General features: G+C 45.6%; 22 protein-coding genes and 1 pseudogene. 16 read left to right on the top strand and 7 right to left on the bottom strand.

From position 1 onward, the window contains the following. Positions 1-19: 19 nt before the first annotated feature. Positions 20-1654: a chaperonin GroEL gene (gene groL, locus CCVT_RS05975; protein WP_018136499.1), complete on the bottom strand. Its 1635-nt coding sequence runs from the start codon at positions 1652-1654 to the stop codon at positions 20-22. Positions 1655-1677: 23 nt separating this feature from the next. Continuing rightward, positions 1678-1938, bottom strand: a complete 261-nt coding sequence (gene groES, locus CCVT_RS05980; protein ID WP_009651340.1) for a co-chaperone GroES — start codon at positions 1936-1938, stop codon at positions 1678-1680. Positions 1939-2108: 170 nt separating this feature from the next. On the opposite strand from groES, the gene CCVT_RS05985 reads away from it, so the two are divergent. The 4 genes and pseudogenes from CCVT_RS05985 to CCVT_RS09955 all read left to right on the top strand — a co-directional run bounded on the left by CCVT_RS05985 (position 2109) and on the right by CCVT_RS09955 (position 6087). Next, positions 2109-4139, top strand: coding sequence for a hypothetical protein (locus tag CCVT_RS05985; RefSeq protein ID WP_018136500.1), 2031 nt, complete (start codon positions 2109-2111; stop codon positions 4137-4139). Positions 4140-4165: 26 nt separating this feature from the next. Beyond that, on the top strand, positions 4166-4678 hold the full coding sequence (locus CCVT_RS05990; RefSeq protein ID WP_018136501.1) for a DMP19 family protein: 513 nt from the start codon (positions 4166-4168) through the stop codon (positions 4676-4678). 144 nt (positions 4679-4822) lie between these two features. Beyond that, positions 4823-5383 (top strand): annotated as a pseudogene (locus tag CCVT_RS09950) (suppressor of fused domain protein). A gap of 407 nt (positions 5384-5790) precedes the next feature. After that, on the top strand, positions 5791-6087 hold the full coding sequence (locus CCVT_RS09955; RefSeq protein ID WP_227898154.1) for a hypothetical protein: 297 nt from the start codon (positions 5791-5793) through the stop codon (positions 6085-6087). A gap of 382 nt (positions 6088-6469) precedes the next feature. Here CCVT_RS09955 and uvrB read toward each other — a convergent pair whose 3' ends face one another. Beyond that, positions 6470-8449: an excinuclease ABC subunit UvrB gene (uvrB, locus tag CCVT_RS06005; protein ID WP_018136504.1), complete on the bottom strand. Its 1980-nt coding sequence runs from the start codon at positions 8447-8449 to the stop codon at positions 6470-6472. 130 nt (positions 8450-8579) lie between these two features. Here uvrB and CCVT_RS06010 point away from each other — a divergent pair, with 130 nt between their 5' ends. From CCVT_RS06010 to CCVT_RS06045, 8 genes are all read left to right on the top strand, one after another. Beyond that, entirely contained in the window at positions 8580-8813 is a 234-nt protein-coding gene (locus CCVT_RS06010) for a hypothetical protein (protein WP_009651195.1), read from the top strand. Next, positions 8813-9037 carry a hypothetical protein gene (locus CCVT_RS06015; RefSeq protein ID WP_009651364.1) on the top strand — a complete coding sequence of 75 codons (225 nt, stop codon included), beginning with the start codon at positions 8813-8815 and terminating at the stop codon, positions 9035-9037. The genes CCVT_RS06010 and CCVT_RS06015 overlap by 1 nt, the downstream gene beginning before the upstream one ends. Then, positions 9034-9459 carry a type II secretion system protein gene (locus CCVT_RS06020; RefSeq protein WP_018136505.1) on the top strand — a complete coding sequence of 142 codons (426 nt, stop codon included), beginning with the start codon at positions 9034-9036 and terminating at the stop codon, positions 9457-9459. The genes CCVT_RS06015 and CCVT_RS06020 overlap by 4 nt, the downstream gene beginning before the upstream one ends. 2 nt (positions 9460-9461) lie before the next feature. Then, the gene (locus CCVT_RS06025; protein WP_018136506.1) at positions 9462-11324 is read left to right on the top strand and encodes a primosomal protein N'; all 1863 of its coding nucleotides are present in this window, start codon (positions 9462-9464) and stop codon (positions 11322-11324) included. A 505-nt stretch (positions 11325-11829) separates the two neighbouring features. Next, a complete protein-coding gene (gene ispG, locus CCVT_RS06030) occupies positions 11830-12888 on the top strand; it encodes a flavodoxin-dependent (E)-4-hydroxy-3-methylbut-2-enyl-diphosphate synthase (protein ID WP_018136507.1) in 1059 nt (352 codons plus the stop codon). A gap of 57 nt (positions 12889-12945) precedes the next feature. Next, the gene (locus CCVT_RS06035) at positions 12946-13488 is read left to right on the top strand and encodes a tetratricopeptide repeat protein (RefSeq protein ID WP_211437492.1); all 543 of its coding nucleotides are present in this window, start codon (positions 12946-12948) and stop codon (positions 13486-13488) included. Between the two features lie 18 nt (positions 13489-13506). Beyond that, a complete protein-coding gene (locus CCVT_RS06040; RefSeq protein WP_018136509.1) occupies positions 13507-14919 on the top strand; it encodes a replicative DNA helicase in 1413 nt (470 codons plus the stop codon). Then, on the top strand, positions 14919-16196 hold the full coding sequence (locus CCVT_RS06045; protein WP_018136510.1) for a ComEC/Rec2 family competence protein: 1278 nt from the start codon (positions 14919-14921) through the stop codon (positions 16194-16196). The genes CCVT_RS06040 and CCVT_RS06045 overlap by 1 nt, the downstream gene beginning before the upstream one ends. A 94-nt stretch (positions 16197-16290) precedes the next feature. Here the strand turns inward: CCVT_RS06045 and CCVT_RS06050 are convergent, their stop codons facing one another. From CCVT_RS06050 to CCVT_RS06065, 4 genes are read right to left on the bottom strand one after another with little or no spacing between them, the layout of a single operon-like run. Next, positions 16291-17058: an NADPH-dependent F420 reductase gene (locus tag CCVT_RS06050; protein ID WP_035160845.1), complete on the bottom strand. Its 768-nt coding sequence runs from the start codon at positions 17056-17058 to the stop codon at positions 16291-16293. Positions 17059-17089: 31 nt separating this feature from the next. Continuing rightward, complete coding sequence (locus CCVT_RS06055; protein WP_018136512.1) at positions 17090-17914, bottom strand: YihY family inner membrane protein; 825 nt, start codon at positions 17912-17914, stop codon at positions 17090-17092. Beyond that, positions 17911-18075, bottom strand: coding sequence for a hypothetical protein (locus CCVT_RS06060; protein ID WP_009651336.1), 165 nt, complete (start codon positions 18073-18075; stop codon positions 17911-17913). The genes CCVT_RS06055 and CCVT_RS06060 overlap by 4 nt, the downstream gene beginning before the upstream one ends. Before the next feature lie 49 nt (positions 18076-18124). Next, complete coding sequence (locus CCVT_RS06065; protein ID WP_009651252.1) at positions 18125-18847, bottom strand: plasminogen-binding N-terminal domain-containing protein; 723 nt, start codon at positions 18845-18847, stop codon at positions 18125-18127. Positions 18848-18964: 117 nt separating this feature from the next. Here CCVT_RS06065 and CCVT_RS06070 point away from each other — a divergent pair, with 117 nt between their 5' ends. The 4 genes from CCVT_RS06070 to CCVT_RS06085 all read left to right on the top strand — a co-directional run bounded on the left by CCVT_RS06070 (position 18965) and on the right by CCVT_RS06085 (position 23077). Continuing rightward, positions 18965-20134 carry a peptidoglycan DD-metalloendopeptidase family protein gene (locus CCVT_RS06070; protein ID WP_009651181.1) on the top strand — a complete coding sequence of 390 codons (1170 nt, stop codon included), beginning with the start codon at positions 18965-18967 and terminating at the stop codon, positions 20132-20134. A 14-nt stretch (positions 20135-20148) separates the two neighbouring features. Next, positions 20149-21516, top strand: a complete 1368-nt coding sequence (mgtE, locus tag CCVT_RS06075) for a magnesium transporter (RefSeq protein WP_018136513.1) — start codon at positions 20149-20151, stop codon at positions 21514-21516. Next, on the top strand, positions 21501-22088 hold the full coding sequence (locus tag CCVT_RS06080) for an NUDIX domain-containing protein (RefSeq protein ID WP_018136514.1): 588 nt from the start codon (positions 21501-21503) through the stop codon (positions 22086-22088). The genes mgtE and CCVT_RS06080 overlap by 16 nt, the downstream gene beginning before the upstream one ends. 470 nt (positions 22089-22558) lie before the next feature. Next, positions 22559-23077, top strand: a complete 519-nt coding sequence (locus tag CCVT_RS06085) for a tetratricopeptide repeat protein (protein WP_009651302.1) — start codon at positions 22559-22561, stop codon at positions 23075-23077. Positions 23078-23237: the final 160 nt, after the last annotated feature.

Genomic DNA, 23237 nt, shown 5'->3' on the forward strand with positions numbered 1-23237 from the left:
ATGAGCTAGATTAGGCGTATTACATCATTCCACCCATGCCACCCATTCCGCCCATATCAGGCATTGCAGGCATTGGCTTGTCTTCTTTTAGTTCGCTGATGGTAGCCTCTGTCGTTAATAGTAAACTTGCCACAGATACGGCATTTTGAAGTGCTACACGCTCGACTTTTACCGGATCGATGATACCAGCTTCAAACATATTTACATATTCGCCGCTAACTGCGTTAAATCCGTAATTCACATCGCTACTCACCTCTACGGCATTTGTTACCACACCAGCGTCAAATCCCGCGTTTTCAGCGATTTGGCGAAGTGGAGCGCGTAACGCCCTTCTGACGATCTCGGCACCTATCGCTTCGTCACCGCTTAGATCTAGTTTTACGCGTTTTGAGGCAAGGATCAGCGCCGAACCGCCGCCAACGACTATACCCTCTTCTACCGCTGCACGAGTCGCACTTAGAGCGTCATCTACGCGGTCTTTTTTCTCTTTCATTTCTGTCTCTGTCGCAGCACCTACTTTTATAACAGCTACGCCGCCACTTAGTTTTGCTAGACGCTCTTGAAGCTTTTCTTTATCATAATCACTCGTAGTTTCGGCGATTTGCGCTTTTATTTGATTGATCCTTGCATCAATTGCCGATTTTTCACCCGCGCCGTTTACGATAGTCGTGTTGTCTTTATCGATCACTACGCTTGATGCTTGACCGAGATCTTCTAAAGTAGCGCTCTCTAGCGTTCTGCCTAGCTCTTCGCTGATGACTTCACCACCTGTTAATATAGCTATATCTTCCAGCATAGCTTTTCTGCGGTCGCCAAAACCAGGAGCTTTAACGGCAGAGATGTTTAACACGCCGCGAAGTTTATTTACCACCAAAGTAGCAAGAGCCTCGCCCTCGATGTCCTCAGCGACTATCAAAAGCGGTTTGCCGGTCTTTTGAATTTGCTCTAGTACGGGGAGCAGGTCTTTTAAATTTGTGATCTTCTTATCAAAAAGCAATATAAATGGATTGCTTAGCTCGACCTGCATTTTCTCGGCGTTTGTGATGAAATATGGACTCAAATATCCGCGGTCAAACTGCATGCCCTCGACAACATTTAGCTCATCCTCGATAGATTTAGCCTCTTCTACGGTGATTACGCCGTCTTTACCGACTTTCTCCATCGCATCAGCTATCAGCTTACCGATGCTCTCGTCAGAATTTGCCGAGATAGTAGCGATCTGCGCGATCTCTTTTGAGCCTGAGACCTTCTTAGAGATATTTTTTAGCTCGTCTATCAACGCCGCGACCTCTTTATCCATGCCGCGTTTTACTTCGATCGGATTTGCACCTGCGGTAACGTTTCTAAGCCCCTCTTTAAATATCGCATGAGCCAAAACAGTCGCAGTCGTAGTGCCGTCACCGGCTTGATCGTTAGTCTTGCTTGCCACTTCGCGGACCAGGCTTGCGCCCATGTTTTCGATAGTATCTTTTAGCTCGACTTCTTTTGCCACGCTAACACCGTCTTTTGTTATACTAGGAGCGCCAAAGCTTTTTTGGATCAGGACGTTCCTTCCTCTTGGCCCCATAGTTACTTTGACTGCATCGTTTAGCTTTCTTACGCCCTCATATAGGCGATTTCTAGCGTCGTCTGAATAAAAAATTTCTTTTGCCATCGTCTTTTCCTTTTAAATTTAAATTATTTTATCACACCCAAAACATCGTCAATGTTTAAAACAAGATATGTTTTATCGTCAAGATTTATCTCGGTCCCGCCGTATTTTGCAAAAACGACTTTATCGCCGGTTTTTACGCCCTCTACCTCAGGGCCGACTGCTTTTACTTCGCCGCTTAAAGGTTTTTCTTTTGCATTGTCAGGTATAATGATGCCTGATGCTGTGGTTTTTGTCTCTTCCACACGCTCGACTAGAACGCGCTTGCCTAATGGTTGAAAATTCATTGTTCATCCTTTTGGTTTGATTTTCATTTTTTAGCACTCTTTATTTTTGAGTGATGAAATATTAGCATCTTTTTATATAAAAGTCAATAATTTATATAAAATTTATTAAAAACTTTAGTATATCATACTCAAGTTATATGACAAATAAAACTAAATTTAAAGGAGACAATATGAAAATTTTAGCTTACGCGCTCGGAGTTCTGCTTATACTGGCTATTTGTGCCACCGGGTTCATTTTTAGCGGCTTTGGTAACGATATGATCGCCTCCTACGCACAAAAAATTGCTCTCGAAAAAGGTGTCAAACTTGAATTCACTAAATTTAAGCTCGGTCTTACGAGCGTCGATATAAGCGCAAAGATAAATGGCGAGATCGTGGCAAATATCTCCGGTGGACTCTCGATATTCACGCAAAATTTAGACCTTATCTATAACATAACCGCAAACGATCTAAAATCGGCAAACCTAAATTTACGTCAGCCTATCGATCTAAGCGGTCAGATAAAGGGTAAATTCAGCGACTTTGACGCAAACGGCGCGGGCAAAGCGCTTGGCTCAAATATAAATTTCATAGCGAATTTAAAGGATCAAAATCCTACGACCATCGAGCTAAATGCCAAAAATTTAGATATAAACGAGGCTTTGGCGCTACTTGCAAAGCCAGCCTATGCAAGCGGCAAGGTCGATATAGTCGCAAATGTCAAAGAACAAAATGGCAAGCCTAAGGGAACGGCTGAAATTTTGATCTACGACGGAGCCGCGAATGACGCCTTGATAGCAAAGGACTTCAACGTCACCTTGCCTAAAAATTTTACCTTTAAGGGTGCGACGACGGCCGATATCGACGGCCTCACAGCGACCGCAAAGAGTCTTTTTGTCTCGTCCGTCGCGACTGTCAGCGCAAACAAAACTATCTACGATATAAGAAAAAAATCGCTTGAAAGCGACTTTAACGTAAATATCGACGATCTTGGCAAGCTAGAAAGCATAGTGGGACAAAAGCTAAATGGAGCGGTAAATTTAAGTGGCGACGTTAAAGCCGTAAATGACAAACTAAGCGAGCTAAATATCGCCGGAACGGCACTTGGCGGTAATCTCAGCGCAAAGCTAAAAGATGAAAAGCTAAATGCTAATCTTAAAAACGGCATGCTAAAGGATCTGTTCTCATTAGTCGGTCAAAAGCCGTTAGCAAACGCAAACATCGATATTAGCGCAAATTTAAGCTCACTTGATACGAAAAATTTAAACGGCGATGCGAGCGTGAAGCTAAGCGGTGGCGAAATTTATGAAAAAGCTATGAGCCAGATCTTTGGTAAAGACTTCCCAACAGGCACGAAATTTGAGCTAAATTCCGATATAAAGATCGCACAAAGTGTGGCAAATTTCACCGGTGAACTAGCCTCGAGCCTGGCCGATCTAAAAAATATAAAAGGAAATTTTGACATGAGTAGCAGCGCGGCAAACGTAAAATTTGACGCGAACGTGCCCGATCTTAAAAAACTCGCCTTTGCCACCGGCAGACAGCTACACGGCGCTTTAAACGCAAACGTGACGGCTGCCAAACAAGGCGAAAATTTGACCGCCGAGATAACCTCGCAAAATTTGATGAACGGCAAATTTGACGCCAAGCTAAAAAACAACGACCTAAACGCTGTTTTACAAAATTTCACATTTAAAGGACTCAGCCAAATGCTGGGCATCGACCATGTCTATGACGGAGTGGGCGACGGAAAGCTGGACTATAACATCGCCTCCCAGCAAGGAAAATTTAACATCGATATCAACGAAGGCAGGCTGGTCGCTTCAAATTTCACGAATACCATAAAAACGCTAAGTGGGCGCGATATTACGACTGAAATTTACAAAAACGGCGTGATAAACGGCACGATAGATAAAAATATGATAAATTTCGCAGCCAAAATGAGTGCACAAAGAAGCGATATAAACGTGACAAAAGGCACCTATAACACGGCAAATTCAGCTATAAATATCCCGATCGATTTCAGATATGAAAAAACTGACGCCAAGATCGATGTCACCGGCACTGCTGGGGACCCCAAATACTCGGTCAGCTCGAACTATCTAAAAGGCAAAGTGGAAAAGGAGATCGGTAGATTTTTAGACAAAAAGCTGGGCGGTGACAGCAACTCCACAAACAGTACGAAAGACGCGGTAAAAGGGCTACTTAAAAATTTATTTTGAAAACAGATGCGACAAAAGGAGCGAAAATGGTGCAAAAACACATCGTCATCACGAAAAAGACGATAGAAAATTTAAACGAGGATAACTATTTTGACGTGATAGAGCCACTTTGGTTCAGTGTCGATATTTATGATAGTTACGAGATTTACGAGCGCACATTGCAGCCTTTTTCGCGCGAGCAGCGATACGTCTTTACTACGGAGTGGCTGATAGCGGAGGTTAGCAACGGCGGCTTCGAGCAGTTTTTTGACAACTCGACTGGCATCGTTTTAAAAGATGCTTTGGAGGGTTTGAAGCAGATGGATTGCGATGATGCGGTCAGTGTGATAGAGCGCGTCATAGAGTGCTACGGCGTGTTTTCCTCGCTTGATCGCAAGACGCGCTGGGTGGAGATGGAAAACATAAGCGACGAGGCGTGGGAGAAAATAGACGCGCTTAATGATGAATTTTACAAGCTTGAAATTTATCCCAAAATGCTAAGCTATATCAAGGCAAACGCCGATAAATTTTTATTTGACGGCGTGGTGGATACGGAGTGAGAAATGAAAACTACCGATGAGAAAATGTCGATCATAAACGGCGGCAAATATGACACCGATATGATACTTTAAGCTATGCCAGCGAGCTTGTTTTTCTCAATTATTACGTCTCTTGGGGCGATATCACAAAATAAAGGAGCAAATATGGCGCCGACAAGCAGACAAAAGGAGCTTTTTAAAAAGCTTGCGCCGATACTTGGCATAGATACGCGCGTTGTGGGATACGGCGATGACGAGGGCAAAAACAGCATCGACATTTTAAGCTGCCCCGACCCCACAGACGCCGAAGTGATGTTTTACTCCACGATCGGGCTATCGGAGCGCGAAATAGATGGCAGGCGGTATGAGATATTGATGAGCGGACGGCGCGAATTTGACTTCGTGCCCAATATCCTAAGCACCTGCGCCTTTTTCGTGATAAAGGACGGCTGGAAGTGCGCTTGCGGAAATACCTTTGATACGTTAGTGCAGATGTATCACCCGAGCAAGGAGATGAAGCACATTTTATTCACCGAACCTTATTTGTGGGAGGATAAGCTGCACGGCTTTACAGCGGGCGGCGAAGCGGTCTAATTTGTGCTCGCCGTGCCGATCGCGCAAAATGAGCTTGAGTATAAAGCTAAATTTGGACTTGACGCGCTGGAAACGCTGCTTGAGGAGCGTGAAACGGATATTTTCGACCTTGATAGGAAGTCAGTCGTCTAAATTTAGAAATTTATCATCGAATTTGGCAGTGCTCGTAGGGCGATTGGGCAATTATTTAGACCCGATGAGAAAATCAGTAGTCCTGCAAAATTTTATGAAAATATAAACAATAAATAAGGTTCGTTCGGTTTTAAGGAGAATTTTTATGGCGAGATATGAATTAGGTGCAGTGTATAAAATAGAAGGCAGCAATAAAACATATTATGCACGGCTCGTCGGAAAAGATTGTTACGGTATTTACGCTCCCTTTGAGGAAAATCCAAGCGAGCAGGTTTTAGAAAAAACACCCTATCGCCTCTATATCGTTTGCAATAGCTTTCCTGTAAAGCGCGGTATTTGGGAAAAGGTATTGCCTTCGCCTGCTCCCAAAGATACCAAGCGATGGCAGGCTCCCGAAAGAGCAAACTATGCAAACTTTAATCCGGCATTGTTTTTACGGCAGCATAGAATTTTTAGGCAAGACGGGAATATATGAATGCGGCAAAGAACATTTTATCGCTTTGGTAAAAGCTGGTATGATAGAGCATATTTTTAACAGGCACGAACATATTCCGAACTTTTTAGGATGTTATTACGACGGCTATCCTGAAAGTTATATTTTAGAGGAGGCGTGGTTAAAAAGCGGTATTATCGAGGCTCAAAGGGAAAAAGCTGCCGCGCTTAAAGAAATGGGATTTACTGTTGACGGGTTGGCGGACGGCTAGAATAACAGTTTCCGTATTTAAAGAAAAAAGATATGGAAACACTCGAATATACATATTGCGATACGACACTTTAGGTAAAGATCGATATAGCCGTTAGCCGGACAGCGCCGCTCCACTACACTTCAATTTTGGCTATATTTTCTTTGGCTCTGTTACAATATTTCACTGGTTTTTAGATTTTAAAGCGAAGTCAAACCTTGTGAAGCGACGCTATCGCCGCCGATTTACAGGGAAGCGGTAGCTGACCGCGTAAATCGTGCTATATGTTCGGCGTTTTGCGGAGCGAACAAGGTTTGCGAAGTAAGTGTCAATGATTTATTATTTTTCTTTTTATCCATCAGCAAAACGCTAGAGCATCATCCTACTGTAAATTTTAACTAATTCACAACTTCCTAATCTTGGCTATCTCATCCCTTAGCGCCGCAGCCTTTTCGAATTCTAGCTGCGCAGCGGCTTCGAGCATCTGTTTTCGCAGCTCTTTTATGATTTTAGCGCGTTCGGTGGTCGGAATTTTTTCTAAATTTTTCGCCTTACGGTAGGTCTCGCCTTCATCCTCGATATGCAGGCTCTCTTCGATATTTCTGCTGGCTGAGCGCGGCGTTATGCCGTTGGCTTTGTTGTATTCATCTTGCAGCTTACGGCGCGCATTTGTCGTATCCATCGCCTCTTGCATAGATTTTGTGATCTTTTTGGCAAACATCAGCACGCGACCATTGACATTTCTGGCCGCCCGCCCCATCGTTTGTATGAGACTCGTCGTGGAGCGTAAAAAGCCCTCCTTGTCAGCGTCCATGATAGCTATGAGGCTGACTTCTGGCATATCAAGCCCCTCGCGTAGTAAATTTATGCCGATGAGCATGTCAAAGTCGCCCCCGCGAAGCCCTCTGATGATCTCGTTTCGCTCGATGGCGTCGATATCGGAATGCATATATTTGACCTTGACGCCAAGCTCAGTGTAGTAGCGACTTAGCTCCTCCGCCATTTTCTTAGTCAGCACCGTCACCAGCACGCGCTCGTTTCGCTCGATGACCTTTTTTGCCTCGTCAAATAAAATTTCGACCTGATTGTCGCTGTCTTTTATCTCGATGAGCGGATCAAGTAGCCCTGTCGGACGCAAAATTTGCTCATACACATGCCCCTTTGAAAGCCTCAGTTCAAGCTCGTTTGGCGTCGCCGAGACAAAAAGAAATTTCGCCTTTTTGTTTATAAACTCATCAAATTTTAGCGGGCGGTTATCAAGCGCGCTTGGCAGGCGAAAACCGTATTCAACCAGCACCTCCTTGCGGCTGCGATCACCTGCATACATGCCGCGAAACTGTGGCAAGCTAACGTGACTCTCATCGACGATGACTAGGTATTCGCCGCTATTAAGCAGCTCGAAATAATCAAACATCGAATAGGGCGTTTCGCCCGGCTTTTGTCCCGTGAGATGGCGCGCGTAGTTTTCGATACCCTTACACATGCCCGTGCTACTCATCATTTCCAGATCAAATTCCACGCGCTGTTTTAGGCGCTGAGCCTCCACTAGCTTGCCCATAGCGTTAAATTCTACCAGTCGCTCGTCCAGCTCCTTTTCGATGTCCTTTATCGCGACTTTTAGACGATCCGCGCCCACGATAAACTGGCTCGTGGCGTAAAGCGTAAATTTACCGACATCTTTTAGCTTTTTGTTATCCAGCACGTCAAAATGATACATCGCCTCGATTTCATCGCCAAAAAACTCGATGCGTAGGGCTTCGTCGTTGTAATACGCCGGATAAATATCGACCACGTCGCCATTCACGCGAAAGTCGCCGCGGTCAAAATAAGCGTCGTTTCGCTTGTAGCCCATATCCACGAGCTTTGTAAGCAAATTTCGCTGATTTAGCCGTTCGCCGACGTTTAGGTAGGCGACCATGCCTTGGTATTCGCTCGGGTTGCCTAAGCCGTAGTTTGCCGACACCGAGGCTACGCAGATCACGTCGTTAAAGCTAAGCAAGCTCGCCGTCGCACTTAGTCGCATGCGCTCGAGCTCCTCATTTACGGAGCTGTCCTTTTCGATGTATAGGTCGCTGCGCGGTATGTAGGCCTCCGGCTGATAGTAGTCGTAGTAGCTGATGAAATACTCCACGTGATTGCTCGGGAAAAAGCCCTTAAACTCGCTATAAAGCTGTGCGGCGAGGGATTTGTTATGCGTCATGATAAGTGTTGGCATGTTTAGCTCACGGATCACGTTTGCCATCGTGAAGGTCTTGCCGCTGCCCGTGACGCCAAGCAGGGTGTTATATTTGTTGCCGCTTTTTATGCTTTTTACGATATTTTCTATCGCCCTTGCCTGATCGGGGCTGGGGCTAAATTTAGACGAAATTTCAAATTTACTCACATTTTACCTTTAAATTTAATGGCTAAATTTTATATCAAACGCCGCCCCTTTGTCAAACCTTGAAATTTTAAAAAGAATTTAGCCTGTGCGTGCTAAAATATGGCTTCACTACCAAATTTAAAGGATCAAAATGTTAGAAGATAGCGCGGTTTTAAGCACCCTTACAGGCAAGGTAAACGACCTCATCGCAAAATACGAAGAGCTTTGCAAAACGAACGAAGAGCTACACAATCAAATCGTAACGCTAAAAGCGCAAAATGAGGCCAAAAGTAACCAAATAATGCGCCTTGAAGAGGACCTTGACAAGAAAAATAGCGAAGCCGACGACGTTCTTAAGAAAATCGAAGCAGTGCTTGGAAAATAATGAAACAAATCACGCTTACGATCTCATCTCGCGACTACACTATCACTTTAGAGGATGATTTTGCGGAAATTTTCGAGCGTGACTGGCAGAAATTTATGGGAGGACGTAAATTCATCGAGCCAAAGGAGCTTCTAAACGCCTTCATCGAGAAATGCTACGAAAGCCACACAAACGAACGTGCAGTAAAAAACGTCATAAAAGACGTCGAAAAAGCTTTAAAATGAAAAATATAATGAAAAAAGCCGCATTCACGATGATAGAGCTGGTTTTTGTCATCGTCATACTGGGCATCTTAGCCGGAGTCGCACTGCCAAAGCTGTTTTTTACGAGAGACGATGCGAGTCTGGCAAACGCAAGAGCCCAAATGATCGCCGTTCAAAGCGGAATTTCACTGGCGTATAATGACAGCTTGCTATCAGGAAACCCGGGCTATCCCGCAAACCTAGGAGATAACGGCGCGAGCCTGTTCGTCGGAGTCACGAACCTAGGCGTAAGAGACGCGGGAGCCGGCAAAAACGGCTGGCACAAAACGGGCGGAAACACATACACGCTCACTCTTGGCAGAGAAACGGCAAATTTCACCTACGATCCTACTAACGGCGCATTTAACTGCACCGACGGCAGTCTGTGCGACAAAATGCAATAGGTATGTTTTATTACGAGATCGCTTTTAACGGGCTAAATTTAGCCCCCCTCACCTATCATTCAAGCCAAAAGATCGAGATTTTTAGAGCCGTCAGCGTGCCGCTAAACAAAAAGCAAGCGATCGGCTACGTGATAAAAGAGTGCGAAAAGCCAAATTTCAAAACACTTGAAATTTTAGAAATTTTAGATATCAGGCTCACTCCGGCACAAGCCCAGATGGCAAATTTCATCGCGCACTACTACACCTGCGAGCTTGGCGTGGCGTTAGGGCTTTTCGAGCCTGAAGATTTGAGCCTCGTTTGCGAGCAAAAAGAGCGAAATCCAGCGAATTTCACAGCCGCCCCGCAGCTAAATGAAGCCCAGCAAAACGCACTTGCTTTTATAAATTCTCACAAAACGGGGCTGCTTTTTGGCGACACGGGAAGCGGTAAAAGCGAGGTTTATATAAGTAAGATACGAGAGGTCTTAAACAGCGGCGATCAAGCGCTATTTTTGATGCCTGAAATTTCACTCACGCCGCAGATGCAAAAGCGCTTGGAAGGCTTTTTTGGCGAGGCGGTAGCGATCTGGCATTCAAAGATAACCGCCAAAAAAAAGGGCGAAATTTTAGCAAATATCGCAAACGGCAAGGTCTTGCTAATAGCCGGTGCGCGCTCGGCGCTCTTTTTGCCATTGACGCGCCTAAAGCTGATCATAGTCGACGAGGAACACGACGATAGCTACAAAAACACGGGCTCTAGGCCGCATTACAACGCAAGAGACCTGGCACTCTTTTTGTCCTCGAAATTTGACATCGGCGTGGTGCTTGGAAGTGCGACGCCAAGCCTCACGAGCTTTCACAAACAAGACGTCTTTCGCCTAAGGGGGACGTTTTTTAAATCCCAAAAGATATACATCTTTGACGAGAGCGAGACCGGGCTTAGCCAAAGCCTAAAGCACGAGATCGAGCTTTGTCTGGCAAGCAAAAAGCAAGCAGTCATCTGCCTGCCGACAAGGGCAAATTTCAAATACCTAGTCTGCAAAAACTGCGGCGAGACGATAAAATGCCCGTTTTGTAGCGTCGGTATGAGCTTTTATAAAAAACAAAACGTCTTAAAATGCCAATATTGCGAGTATAAAATGCCCGTGCCAAAAACCTGCGACAAATGCGGCAGCGAAATGATCGAAGCCAAAAAGATCGGCACCAGCGAGCTTCTCGAGCAGCTTCAGGGCGAATTTGCAAACGCACGCATCGCAAAATTTGACCGCGACGAGATAACGACGCAAAACAAGCTCGTGCGAGCGCTCAAGGAATTTAACGACGGCAAGATCGACATATTAGTAGGCACGCAGATGCTGAGCAAAGGCCACGACTACCACAGCGTCGGGCTCGCCGTGATAATGGGTGTGGACGAGCTTTTGAACTACCCTGACTTCAGGGCGCGCGAAAAGACCTTGGCTCTGGCCATGCAAGTGGCGGGTAGGACCGGTAGAAACGGCGTCGGCCGCGTGCTGGTTCAAAGTAGGACGCGAGAATTTTTTGAAAGCTATATCGAAAACTACGATAAATTTTTAAGCGACGAGATGCCTTTTAGGCAGGGGCTTTACCCGCCGTTTATGCGCCTACTTCGTATCGTCATCTCTCACAAAAACGATGCTACGGCGAAAAACGCGATGAACGAGTCGCTCGCCAAGATCAAAATTTTAGAGCAAAAAACAAAGCTTTGCGTCGTAGGATACGGCAAATGCGCTATCGAATACTTAGGATCGAAATTTCGCTACGAAATTTTACTGCGCGCCAGCTCTCACGTCCCGCTTTTGATGGCAGCGGATCTTTGCGCGAGCGAATTTACGGATATCGACATCGACCCCGTAAATTTCAGCTAAATTCAGCGCTTGCGCTAGAGTATTTAGAATTCACTTTTTAAAAACAGAGCTAAAAAATTTTATGGCTCTATTATAGTAAAGTATTGACACCAGCTTCGCTTCTGCTTTGCAGTTGCGAACGAAGCGAAGCAAAAACCCTGCTCACTCCAGGAGCGACCTAGCACAGACGCGAACAGCGTTTCAAGGAAATCTTTTTGCTTCGCAAAAAACACGATGCTGATTTTGTGCGGGAGCGAGTAGCCGAACGTATAGCACGATTTGCGCGGTCAGTTAATACTTCCCTGTCCTCGTAGCGAAGTCTCGTTACGAGTGCGTAGCACGAAGTAAAAATCGGCGGCGATAAGCTCGCTAATAAGGTTTTTACAGGGATGCTGTTCGCATTCTCCTGCTCTTGAAATTTAAAAGAATACTTTCTTTTTTAAAACAGGGCCAAACAAAAAACTAAATTTCAACCTTTTAAAACCTTAAATTTTATATAATCGCTTAAAAATTTACGAGGCAAAACGTGCAAAGATACCCAACCAAACAGATCAAAATTCGCGACGTCGCTATCGGCGGGGACGCGCCTATCCCGGTGCAGTCGATGACATTTTCAAAGACCAAAGACATTAAAGGCACGCTCGCGCAAATTCAGCGCCTTTATTTTGCGGGCTGCGATATAGTGCGCTGCGCCGTGCTTGATAAGGAGGATGCCAAGGCCCTGCGTGAGATCGTGGCTAAAAGCCCGTTGCCGATTGTCGCGGACATTCATTTTAATCACATCTACGCCATAATGGTGAGCGAATACGTCGATGCCATACGTATCAACCCCGGAAATATCGGCTCAAAAGAGCGGATAAAAGCGGTCGTAGACGCGTGCAAGCAGCGCAAGATCCCTATCAGGATCGGTGTAAATTCCGGCTCGCTCGAAAAGCAGTTTGAGGAGCGATACGGGCGCAGTGTCGAAGCGATGGTAGCGTCCGCGATGTATAACATAAATTTGCTCGAGGACTTTGACTTTACCGACATCAAAATTTCGCTCAAATCAAGCGACGTGGAGCGCACTATGCAGGCCTACCGCACGCTTCGTCCAAAGGTGCCCTACCCCTTTCATCTAGGCGTGACGGAGGCAGGGACTAGCTTTCACGCGACGATAAAGTCCGCGATCGCACTTGGTGGACTGCTGCTGGAGGGCATCGGCGACACGATGAGAGTCAGCATCACAGGCGAACTGGAAGAAGAGATCAAGGTCGCAAAGGCGATCTTAAAGGATAGCGGGCGGCAGCGTGAGGGGCTAAATATCATCTCCTGCCCTACTTGCGGGCGTTTGCAAAGCGACCTGATGAAAGCGATCAAGATCGTCGAGGAAAAGACGAGGCACATAAAAGAGCCGCTAAACGTCTCCGTAATGGGCTGCGTGGTAAATGCGATCGGCGAGGCAAAGGGCGCTGACGTGGCTATCGCCTTTGGCAAAGAAAGCGGACTAATAATGCGCCGCGGCGAAGTCGTCGCAAGGCTAAAAGAGAGCGAGCTGGTCGATCGCTTCCTCGCCGAGATCGACGATGAAATAAAATCAAGAGAATAAATTTGAAAGCTTTTTAACCGATGCGGATCAAAATATCAATAAAAATTTAAAGGATCAATGGTGAGAAAATTTATTTTTGCGGTAATGACTTTGGCTGTTTCGTTAAATTTTGCCTTTGCCTTTGAATTATCGGCGCAAAAAGAGCTTGAATATGGATTGGAGGCATCTTATTATCAAGACTTGGCAAGAGCGGCAAAGCACTTTGAGAGCGCTTGCGATAAAGGAAGTATCAATGGGTGCTCTTTCCTTGGTATCAGTTATTACAACGGTGAGGGCGTGAGGCAAGACTATAAAAAGGCGATGGAGATTTGGCAAATGACATGCGACAAAAAAGACGCCGTCGGCTGCGCTCAGCTTGGTTTTGCATACAAGAGCGGCAAAGCTGTGAAGCAAGACTACAAAAAGGCAATGGAGCTTTATCAAAAGGCCTGCGATCTAGGGGGCGCTGATGCTTGCTACGATGTCGCTTCTTTATATCTTGATGCAAAAGGCGTGGAGCAAAATTTCAAAACAGCCAAAGAGTATTTTGGCAAAGCATGCGATCTGGGCGATCAGTTTGGCTGCGACGACTACAAAAAGCTAAATGAAGCCGGATATTAAAATTTAAACGGAGCGAAAGTGGCAAAAAATAAATTTAACGACGTGGATTTTCACAACCTTTACGACCTTGACATGGAGCGAGCGATATTAAGCTCGATACTGCTAAACAACGATGCTTTAAGCGAAATCTTTGACATCATAAAGCCAAATGACTTTTATCTAAAAGGACACGCCGAAATTTACAGCGCGATGATAGAGTGCCTAAATTCCGACGTTCCTATCGCGACATCGTTTTTAAAAAACAAGCTGGGAGATAAATTCGACGAAAATCTCATCGCCGATATCCTGGCTACAAACTCGGTCATAGATATCGAGAAATACGCGACCGAACTACGCGAAAAATCAATCAAGCGAAACCTCATAAAAATAGCCCACGAGATCCCGGGCAAAGTGAGCGAGGATAAAGCCAGTCGCGACATGATCGATGAGCTGAGTCAAGAATTTTACTCGCTCGTCGAGGGCGGCAACGCCGGCACGATAAAGCAGAGCAAAGAGATCATCTCCTTGATGTTAGAACACCTTAAAAAGCAGTCCGAGCTCGAGGACAAGGACATCGTGGGGCTAGATACGGGCTTTAGGCAGCTAAACGAGATGATAAAAGGCTTTAAAAACGGCGATCTCATCATCATCGCGGCGCGCCCCGGCATGGGAAAGACGACACTTTGTCTAAATTTCATCAGCCATACGCTTCGCATCGGCAAAGGCGTGGTATTTTTCTCGCTCGAGATGCCCGCAGAACAGATAATGATGAGGATGCTGGCCGACAAGACCTCGATACCGCTTCAGAATTTGATGACAGCCAAGATGGACGACGAGGAGTATGCACGCCTCAGCCACGCTTGCAACGACTTTGCCGCGAGCAAGCTCTTCGTGCATGACAGCGGCTACGTGAATATCCATCAAATACGCACGCAAATGCGAAAGTTAAAGGCGACCCATCCTGAAATTTCACTCTGCGTCATCGACTACATCGGCCTCATGATGAGCACGAACAACTTCGCCGAACGCCACATACAAATCGCCGAAATTTCACGCGGGCTAAAGCTGCTCGCACGTGAGCTAGACATGCCTATAATCGCCCTGAGCCAGCTAAACAGAAGCCTCGAGTCTCGCGCGAACAAACGCCCTATGCTAAGCGACCTGCGCGAGTCGGGCGCCATCGAGCAAGATGCGGACATCATATTGTTCGTTTATCGCGACGAGGTCTATCTCGAACAAGAGGAAAAAGAGAAGGAAAAGCGCGCCAGAGCCGAGGGCAAAGAGTATAAAAGCGAGGTCGTCTTTAACAAGCTACAAGAAAGCGCCGAGATCATCGTGGGCAAAAATAGAAACGGCGAGACGGGCTCTATCGACGTGCTCTTTCACAAGCAGCACTCGCGCTTTGCCGACAAGCCTTTTGGCGCGGCACACACGGCTGAATTCCAGGGCTGATGCCGCTTTTTACGAGGCGCGTTCATTACATTTTTTTCGCGCTGTTTTGCTTAGCCCTGCTGGGGCTAAATTTAGCCGTTTGCTACGCTAAATTTCAAAATTTTATGGATAAGGGCGAGCAAGAGCTCGTCGCCAAAGTCGAACTAGACTACGTAAAGACGAACGAAAAAGGCAAAAAATACAGAATTTTACGCCTGGATACAGGCGAGTTTAAATTCTACACCATAGCCGCAAAGAGCGATGAATTTAGAGTCGGTGACAAGATCACTCTGGTCGTGCAAAACATCGACGTGAGCTTTAAAGACTATCTTAGCGGCATGTTTTATATGCGCTCAAGCGAGAGGAAAATTTTAAACGAGCCGACAAGCGAGCCGAACACCTTACCACTTCGAGATAAAATTTTAAATTTTATCCAAGCTCAGCACGAAAACGCCAAAATTTCACAGCTTTATAGCGCGCTGTTTCTGGCGACAGCGGTATCCGGCGAGCTACGAGAGGATGTCGCATACTGGGGCGTCGCGCACCTTGTGGCGATCTCGGGCTATCATCTAGGCGTCATAGTAAGCGCTTTGTTTTTGCTCGCTGCGCCCCTTTATATGGTGCTTTGCGCGAGATTTTTCCCTTTTAGAAGTTACAAATTCGACATAAGCTTGCTCGCATTTGGCGTCTTGGCGTTTTATTTTTATCTGATCGGCTTCGTGCCAAGCTTCCTACGGGCCTTTGTGATGAGCGCATTTGGCTTTTATATGCTTTGCCGCGGCATCAAAATTTTGAGCTTTCCCACACTTTTTATCGTGATCTGCTTTTGCGTGGCGATGTCTCCGTCCTTGGCGCTTAATGTGGGCTTTTATTTTTCATGCGCCGGAGTGTTTTATATATTTTTGTATCTGCATTATTTTAAGGATAAATTCGGCCTGCTCGCACACTCGTTGCTCTTAAATTTATACGTGTTTTTCGCGATGGAGGTCATCGTCCTTTACTTTTTCCCGCTTATCAGCCTCCAGCAGTTTGGCGTGATACCGCTTAGCTACGTTTTTACGGTCTTTTACCCGCTTAGCGCTCTACTTCACGCACTAAATTTAGGCTCGATCTTTGATGAGTGGCTGGTGAAATTCTTAAATTTCAGGCTCGCTTCCACGCAGCTACATATCCCGCTTGCTCTGTTTTTAAGCTACAATCTAATCTCGCTTTTGGCCGTAAGGTTTAAAATTTTAGTCCTGTTGCCGCCTATCATCGGCGCTGGCTGCTTCGTCGTGGCTGTTTTTGACCTATACTAGCCGGCATCAAAAGCAAAATTTAGCCACCATTTTGGTTCCCTTAAATTTACTCTGCTTTGGGATGCTGGCTTAAATTTGTGTTGAATTTTTAAATTTATTTCCTCTTTGAGCGGGTGTCGTATTGCCCCAGCATGCCAAACATCTTATCGTGCCTGATAGCTGCCGCTAGCAGCCTACGCACCTCGCTTTTATCCGTTACGCATCCGGGCGCACTCATGAAGCCCTCTATCTGCTCGGCGGTGAGCGGCTTGTTTTTATCCACACCCCAGTAAGGCGATACATAAACGGGTGTCGTCGGTTCGCTGCGCCAGCTATCTTTTAGCCCACCCATATCGACCGCGTCGTAGCCGATGTCGTCTAAAAATTTCACTACCGCTGCCTTTGCACCCTCATCGTCAGCCGTCACGGGCAGCGCGCTTCGCTTCTTTGAGCCAGTAGCCCTGGCCAGACTTAGTAGCCGCACGAAATCAACGTTATTTAAAGCGCGCACGACGCGAGAATTTACCAAATGGCGCTGCACGAGCTCGCTTGTCGTGATGACGTCCGTTCGCACTTCCTGCATCACGCCGTCTCTTTGCGGGTAATAATTCATCGTGTTTATGACGATCTTGCCCGCCAAAAGCCTGGTTGGCAGCTTCGTGTATGCTTCAAACGGGATGGCGACGACTAGCATATCGGTAAAATTTGCCACACCTTCTAAATTTAAAGCTCTTATGTCGCCTTTTAACGAAGTGATGAATTCAGCCAGCGTTTCGGGCGCTCTGCTGTTGCAAATGGCGACTTTGTAGCCCGCATTCAGCGCGAGTTTTGCTACTTGCTTGCCGATCATACCGCTTCCTATTATACCGATAGTTTTTTGCATTTTTTCTCCTTTATTTATAGTTTTTGCGACGTTAAATTTCCTTTTCACCGACCTTTTCCAGATACGCGCACAGCTTCACTCCGTAAAGAAAGATGATCCACGAGACGTAGATCCACACAAAAAAGAGCAAAACGACCGAAAATGAGCCGTAAATGCTAAGATAGGTCTTGTTATTTACTGCGTAAAATACGAAAATGCTCTTTCCCAGATACCAGATGAGTGAGGCGACAAAGGAGCTAAAAAGCACGTTTTTTAGGGCTAATGAGCGGTTTATCGAGATGAGATATGTCACGCAAAATATCGCCCAGATGATGAGATACGGAAATATGCTCAAAAAATTTATCCACTTCGTGTAGGTGCTCGCGTTTAGCATATCCTGAAATAAATTTGAAAGATAAAAACTAAGTCCAAGCCCTAATGGTGCGAGCGTGATGAGCGTCCAGTAGGCGCTAAGGGAGTTCCAAAATTTGCGCCCGCTCGTGTGCATGATGCGGTTTATGACGTATTCGTAATCGGCAAAAAACATAATGGAAGTAAAAATGATCGCGCCAAGTCCGAGGATACCAAGGCTCGAGCTATTTTGCAAAAAGGTCTCGATGTAATTTGAGATCGCTTCTTGATTTGACGGCAGCAGCTGCGCGAAAATAAACTCCTTGATCTTTGTGTAATAGACGCTAAAACTAGGCATCTGCGTGAAAAGCGAGAGCGAGATGAGCAGCACCGGGATGATAGAAAGCATCGTGTGAAAGCTGAGGCTTGAAGCGTAGTGCAGCAGCTCTTTGTCCTTGATCTTGACGGCTGCTGATAGCCAAATTTTCAGCGTTTGTTTGATAGCGTCAAATTTATCTTTCGTCATTTGCGTCCTTTAAAGCCCTCCAAAAGCATCGTAGATTTAGCGACTATGATGGCATAAGAGCTAAGCTTTAAAGGGCGTTTGGCGGTATTCTTGTCTTGAGGTTTGCCGGCTAAATTTAAAGCTGTTTTGATATCTCGTTTAAATTTAGCCAGGCTCGTCATTTCTCGGGTCCGCTTGGCTTTAGGCTGTGAAATTTAGCGTTTTGACGCATTATTCGTCCTCTTCAAACAGCCTCTCGTAGTGAGCGTCGTAGTTGTTTATGTGTTCGCTGTTAAATTTCCAAAAGACCGTGTCTATGTCGCTCACACGAGTATAAAACGGCAGTTGATAGTATTCAACCTCGCCGGTTTTGAATTCTTTCAAAATTTTAAAGCTTTGACAGTCGGCAAATACGCTGCGTCCGTCCATCGCGACAAAGATGAGTCCCGCCGCGCTTTGCGAGCACATCTTGCGAAAATCGTCGCGGTTCGGGTTTGGCTTGTATTCATAACTAAGATAGGCTCCGACGATGTCCGGGTGGATGAATATCATATTTGGAAACGCCGCAAGCACCTCTTCATATATCTCTTTGTTCGGCACTACGATGACAGAGCGGTTGTAAAGGTAGTTTAAGACTGCCGTATCGCCGACTGCGGGTGCGACGCCCGGTAGCGGGAGTGCGGGCTGAGCCAGGGTGTCAAATACTTCAAATCTTAGCTTTGCAAAGCCTCCACTTTTTGAAATGACGCTAACGCGCGCGATTATCGAGCTTTCGGTCTTAAATTTATGAAGCACGACGCCGCTTGAGCCGACTAAAATTTCAGGACTGTCGACGATAGTAGCAGTGCCGTCATCGTCTATGCTTATGATAGGCGCTCTATACTCGTTTAAATGAAATTCTGCAGCAAATGCATAGTTTAAAAATAGCAATAAAATCAAAGCGAAACGTTTCAAAAATCATCTCCTGTGTTTGAAATTTTTGGGTGATTATAGCCTAAAAATGCTTTATTTTTTGCAAAATTAAAGCAAGTTTTGAGTAAAATCAAGCCGAAATTCTGTAAAAGGACATAGATGCTGCGCGCTCTTATTATTTTTTCTTTTTTATTTTTAAATTTATACGCGCTTGAACCTACCGTCAAAGAACTAAGCTGGCCAAACGGCAGCCATTTTTTAAATTTCTTGGAAAACAACAAAATCCCATTATCTCTTTACTACAACCTATCAAGCGAGGATCAAGAGCTGGCCGCAGAGATAATAGCAGGCACGAAATACCAAATTTTAAAAGACAACGACGGTAATACGCTTCAAGTGCTGATCCCTGTGAGTGACGAGCTTCAGATGCATATTTTCAGAGACGATAACGACAACTTCAAACTCGAATACATCCCGATCTCTTATCAAAGCGAAGACAAGGTGCTAAGCCTAAAGGTCGAAAAATCGGTCTCGGAAGACATATTCGACTACACGGGCTCCGGCACGCTGGCACTTGGCTTTAAGGACGTATTTAAGGGCTCGAATATCGACTTTAAAAAGATAAACAAAGGCGATCGCATCGTTATCGTTTATAATCAAAAAAAGCGTATGGGACGCTCTTTTGGCACTCCTGAAATTTACGCCGCACTGCTTGAGACTAAAAATAAACGCTACGTGATGTATAAATTTGAGGATAAATTTTACGACAGAAACGGCAAGAAAAACGATAAATTCTTGCTCGTGCGTCCGCTATTGAACGCTCGCATAACATCGGCATTCACGCTTAAAAGATGGCATCCGATACTTCGCAGATATCGCGCGCACCTTGGCGTAGACTATGGAGCTCCGCGCGGCACGCCTATACGAGCTGCAGGCGACGGGACGGTGAAATTTATGGGGACTAAAAGCGGCTACGGCCAAGTGCTCATCATCAGACATCCGGGCGGCTATGAAACACTTTACGCGCACCTAAATGGCTTTGCTAAGGGTATAAGATCCGGAATGAGCGTCAAACAAGGCACTCTCATAGCCTACGTAGGCACGAGCGGCATGAGCACCGGCCCGCACCTGCATTTTGGCCTTTATCTAAACAACAAACCGATGAATCCGGAAAGCGCCATCAAGGTCGTAAAAAGCATAGAGGATAAAAAAGAAGCGGCAAAATTTAAAGCCGTCGTCTCTGAAAAAGACGCTTTGATAAAAAAGGCGATGGCTGACGATACGCTGCCGCCAAAAGCGGAATTTTTTCCAAATGTCATAGAATTTTAAATCAAAGATAAAAGATGAATCCAGAACTAGAGGAAGCAAAAGAGCTCATAGACCAGCACCTAGACGAGGAAAAAGAAAATAGCGATCTAACGCCGTCCGAGCTGGCCCAGCATCTAAAAACGCTCAAAAAACACGATGAAGAGCTATTTACCGAGTATCTAAGCAAGCTAGATCCTGAAGTGTTAGGTGATGTGGCTATCGAGATGCCAGATCACATGCTAAAAGACGTGATCGATACGCTTCCTTCAGAAAAGATCGTCGAGGCGCTCGAGGAGCTCGAAAGCGACGACGCGACCGACCTTTTGCAATACATCGAGGAAATCGACGAGGAAAAGGCCAAAGAGCTTTTTGACGGGCTGGACAGAGAAAATCAAGATGAAATTTTACGCCTTAGAAGCTACGACGAGGACGAAGCAGGCGCGTATATGCAAACCGAGCTCTTTTCGGCCAAGCTTTATGAAAAGCTAGGAGATGCGGTAGCCAGGCTAAGACAGCTAAAACAAGACGGCGAGCTTGAAAACGTATCGCAACTTTTTGTCATAAACAACGCCGGCGTCTTGCAATACGCTATCCCGCTTGAGGATCTGATACTATTTGACTTCTCAAAAAGGCTGGCAGAAAATATACAAAGCACGGATTCCGAGCATTATAAGCCCCACACCGCACTTGATAGCGATAACATAAAAGACGTCGTAAGCGTAGTCCAAGACTACGACCTAAGCGTCATACCGGTAGTCGATAGCAAAGGCGTTTTGCTGGGTCGTATCACGACAGACGATATCCACGACATCATACAAGAGAGTGCGACGGAGCAGATATATAACCTAGCCGGTGTCGACGACGAGGCCGAGGAGGACGACACTCTCGTAAAGGCGGGAAAGGCGCGCGCCATTTGGCTGAGTGTAAATTTGATGACAGCCATCTTTAGCTCGTTCATCATCGGACTTTTTGACCAAACGATAGCAGCCTACGTAGCGCTGGCCGTGCTTATGCCGATAGTAGCCTCGATGGGCGGCAACACCGGCACACAAGCACTAGCCGTCACGGTGCGCCGTTTAGCCCTTGGCGAGATAGAATTTAAAGACGCCAAGAGCGTTTTAAAGCGCGAGGTGAGCATCTCGTTCATAAACGGCATCATCTTTGGCTGCGTTATGGGCGTCATAGCCTCGGTTTGGTTCAACAAAGGGCTGCTTGGCGTAGTCATCGGGCTTAGCATGATCATAAATTTATTTTTTGCCGGCTTTTTTGGCACGATCATACCGCTCACGCTCAGAAGGCTAAACATCGATCCTGCAGTGGGCTCAGCGGTCATACTCACTACTTTCACCGATGCGATCGGATTTTTCAGCTTTTTAGGACTTGCAAAATGGATACTCATATAACGGATCTTAAAATTCTACCCCTTGAAGAGTCCAAATACTTAAAGCCTTTCAGGCTGGAATTTAAACAAAACGGACTCACGCGCAACTGGGACTGCGTAAAGGTGATGAACAGCGTCTCGGTCTTTCTTTATCACGAGCAGCGCAACGCATTTTTATTTGTCAAGCAGTTTCGTCCGGCGGTCTGGTACTCGCAAGGCAAAGAAAATATAAAAACAAATGAGCGAGGCTATACTTATGAGCTTTGCGCAGGGCTCATGGATAAGGGGCTAAGCGAGGAGCAGACTATCCGCGAGGAGGCTGTCGAAGAGGTCGGATACAAGCTTGATGGCATAGAGCGTATCACGATGACATACGGAGCGTTTGGCTTTGGCGGCAACACTCAAACGATGTTTTATGCGCCTATAAACGAGAGCATGCGCGTAAGTAGCGGCGGCGGGATAGACGGCGAGGATATCGAGCTAGTCTTCATAAAGCGTCAAGATATGCAAAATTTCATCTTTGACGAGAGCAAAGTAAAGGGCTTTGGCCTACTTTTTGCCTTTTTGTGGTGGGAGAAATTTAAAGGCGTTTAAATTTAGGATTTTAAAAAGTGTCGATTTTTAAAATTTTGGCTCTTTTCTGACTAAAGTATTGATTTATTGAAATTTAAGCGTAGCCAAATAGGATGAGCGGCGACATTACCCTCCGAAAATCAGGAAAGCCGTAAGGCTGACCGCGATTTTTTGCTTCGATTTCTTCTCGCAACTGCGAACAGAACGTGCTACACGTTAGGCACTCTGTCGCAAGCTCATCTTATTTGCGAAGCTTTTAAATTTATCAACGCTTTATCAGAAAAGAACCAAAATTTTAAATATTTTAGCGTAGTCAAATCTTATTAGCAAGCCTATCGTTGTAGCTTTGCTCGGCTATTTGCTCCAACACAGACGCCGTTTGTGTCCGCGATCGTAGTCGCTACTGAAGAGAGCGAAATTTGCAAAGCCTAAATTTATTTATTTTTTACGCATGGATGCTAAATTAACAAAATCAAAATTTGGAGGTAAATATGAAACAAATCCTATTTCTAGCAGTCTTATCGGCCTTTGCCTTTGGCATGGGCGATGCAAACCTGACCGGCAACGTAAAGCCAAGCTCCGAGGTCGTGCTCGACAAAGAGTATGAAAAATCGGCTAAAATTTTCAAACAAAGCTGCGAAAAAGGCAATATGTATAACTGCTATAATCTCGCCAACTTCTACAAAGAGGGTCGCGGCGTCGTAAAGAGCGAGCAAAACGCGATCAAATACTACGAAATTTCATGTAACGGCAAGCTGCCTTACGGCTGTTTCGCACTTGGCGAATACAATCTAAACGCTAAAAATTTTGAAAAAGCGGTAGAATATTTTAAAATTTCATGCGAGCTTAACGACGATAAGGGTTGTTTGAAGCTTGCGGAGGCTTATTACGTCGGTGAAGGCGTGGCAAAAGATCTTGAAAAGGCCAAAAATTTATCACAAAAAGCTTGTCAAATGGGAAACGACAAAGGCTGTCAGGCTTATGAGAATTTAAAATCAAGTGCAAATTAGGCTACATCGTAGCCTAACGCGTCAAAAAGATATCTTTTTTAAGATCGCAAATAAAATCACAAAAGCCAAGAAAATTCCGACAAGAATAACGTAATCAGACATCCTACCAACCTTTTATTTATTTGCGCTATTGTAACAGATTTTTAAAAAGACTGCAAAA

Origin of the sequence: Campylobacter curvus (assembly GCF_013372125.1) — a bacterium.
Lineage (GTDB): Bacteria > Campylobacterota > Campylobacteria > Campylobacterales > Campylobacteraceae > Campylobacter_A > Campylobacter_A curvus.

Bases quoted from the DNA above. Each gene is read 5' to 3' on its own strand.
- groL (WP_018136499.1), bottom strand. From the start codon at position 1,654: ATGGCAAAAGAAATTTTTTATTCAGACGACGCTAGAAATCGCCTATAT.
- groES (WP_009651340.1), bottom strand. From the start codon at position 1,938: ATGAATTTTCAACCATTAGGCAAGCGCGTTCTAGTCGAGCGTGTGGAA.
- CCVT_RS05985 (WP_018136500.1), top strand. From the start codon at position 2,109: ATGAAAATTTTAGCTTACGCGCTCGGAGTTCTGCTTATACTGGCTATT.
- CCVT_RS05990 (WP_018136501.1), top strand. From the start codon at position 4,166: ATGGTGCAAAAACACATCGTCATCACGAAAAAGACGATAGAAAATTTA.
- CCVT_RS09955 (WP_227898154.1), top strand. From the start codon at position 5,791: ATGCAAACTTTAATCCGGCATTGTTTTTACGGCAGCATAGAATTTTTA.
- CCVT_RS06010 (WP_009651195.1), top strand. From the start codon at position 8,580: ATGTTAGAAGATAGCGCGGTTTTAAGCACCCTTACAGGCAAGGTAAAC.
- CCVT_RS06015 (WP_009651364.1), top strand. From the start codon at position 8,813: ATGAAACAAATCACGCTTACGATCTCATCTCGCGACTACACTATCACT.
- CCVT_RS06020 (WP_018136505.1), top strand. From the start codon at position 9,034: ATGAAAAATATAATGAAAAAAGCCGCATTCACGATGATAGAGCTGGTT.
- CCVT_RS06025 (WP_018136506.1), top strand. From the start codon at position 9,462: ATGTTTTATTACGAGATCGCTTTTAACGGGCTAAATTTAGCCCCCCTC.
- CCVT_RS06035 (WP_211437492.1), top strand. From the start codon at position 12,946: ATGGTGAGAAAATTTATTTTTGCGGTAATGACTTTGGCTGTTTCGTTA.
- CCVT_RS06045 (WP_018136510.1), top strand. From the start codon at position 14,919: ATGCCGCTTTTTACGAGGCGCGTTCATTACATTTTTTTCGCGCTGTTT.
- CCVT_RS06050 (WP_035160845.1), bottom strand. From the start codon at position 17,058: ATGCAAAAAACTATCGGTATAATAGGAAGCGGTATGATCGGCAAGCAA.
- CCVT_RS06055 (WP_018136512.1), bottom strand. From the start codon at position 17,914: ATGACGAAAGATAAATTTGACGCTATCAAACAAACGCTGAAAATTTGG.
- CCVT_RS06060 (WP_009651336.1), bottom strand. From the start codon at position 18,075: ATGACGAGCCTGGCTAAATTTAAACGAGATATCAAAACAGCTTTAAAT.
- CCVT_RS06070 (WP_009651181.1), top strand. From the start codon at position 18,965: ATGCTGCGCGCTCTTATTATTTTTTCTTTTTTATTTTTAAATTTATAC.
- mgtE (WP_018136513.1), top strand. From the start codon at position 20,149: ATGAATCCAGAACTAGAGGAAGCAAAAGAGCTCATAGACCAGCACCTA.
- CCVT_RS06080 (WP_018136514.1), top strand. From the start codon at position 21,501: ATGGATACTCATATAACGGATCTTAAAATTCTACCCCTTGAAGAGTCC.
- CCVT_RS06085 (WP_009651302.1), top strand. From the start codon at position 22,559: ATGAAACAAATCCTATTTCTAGCAGTCTTATCGGCCTTTGCCTTTGGC.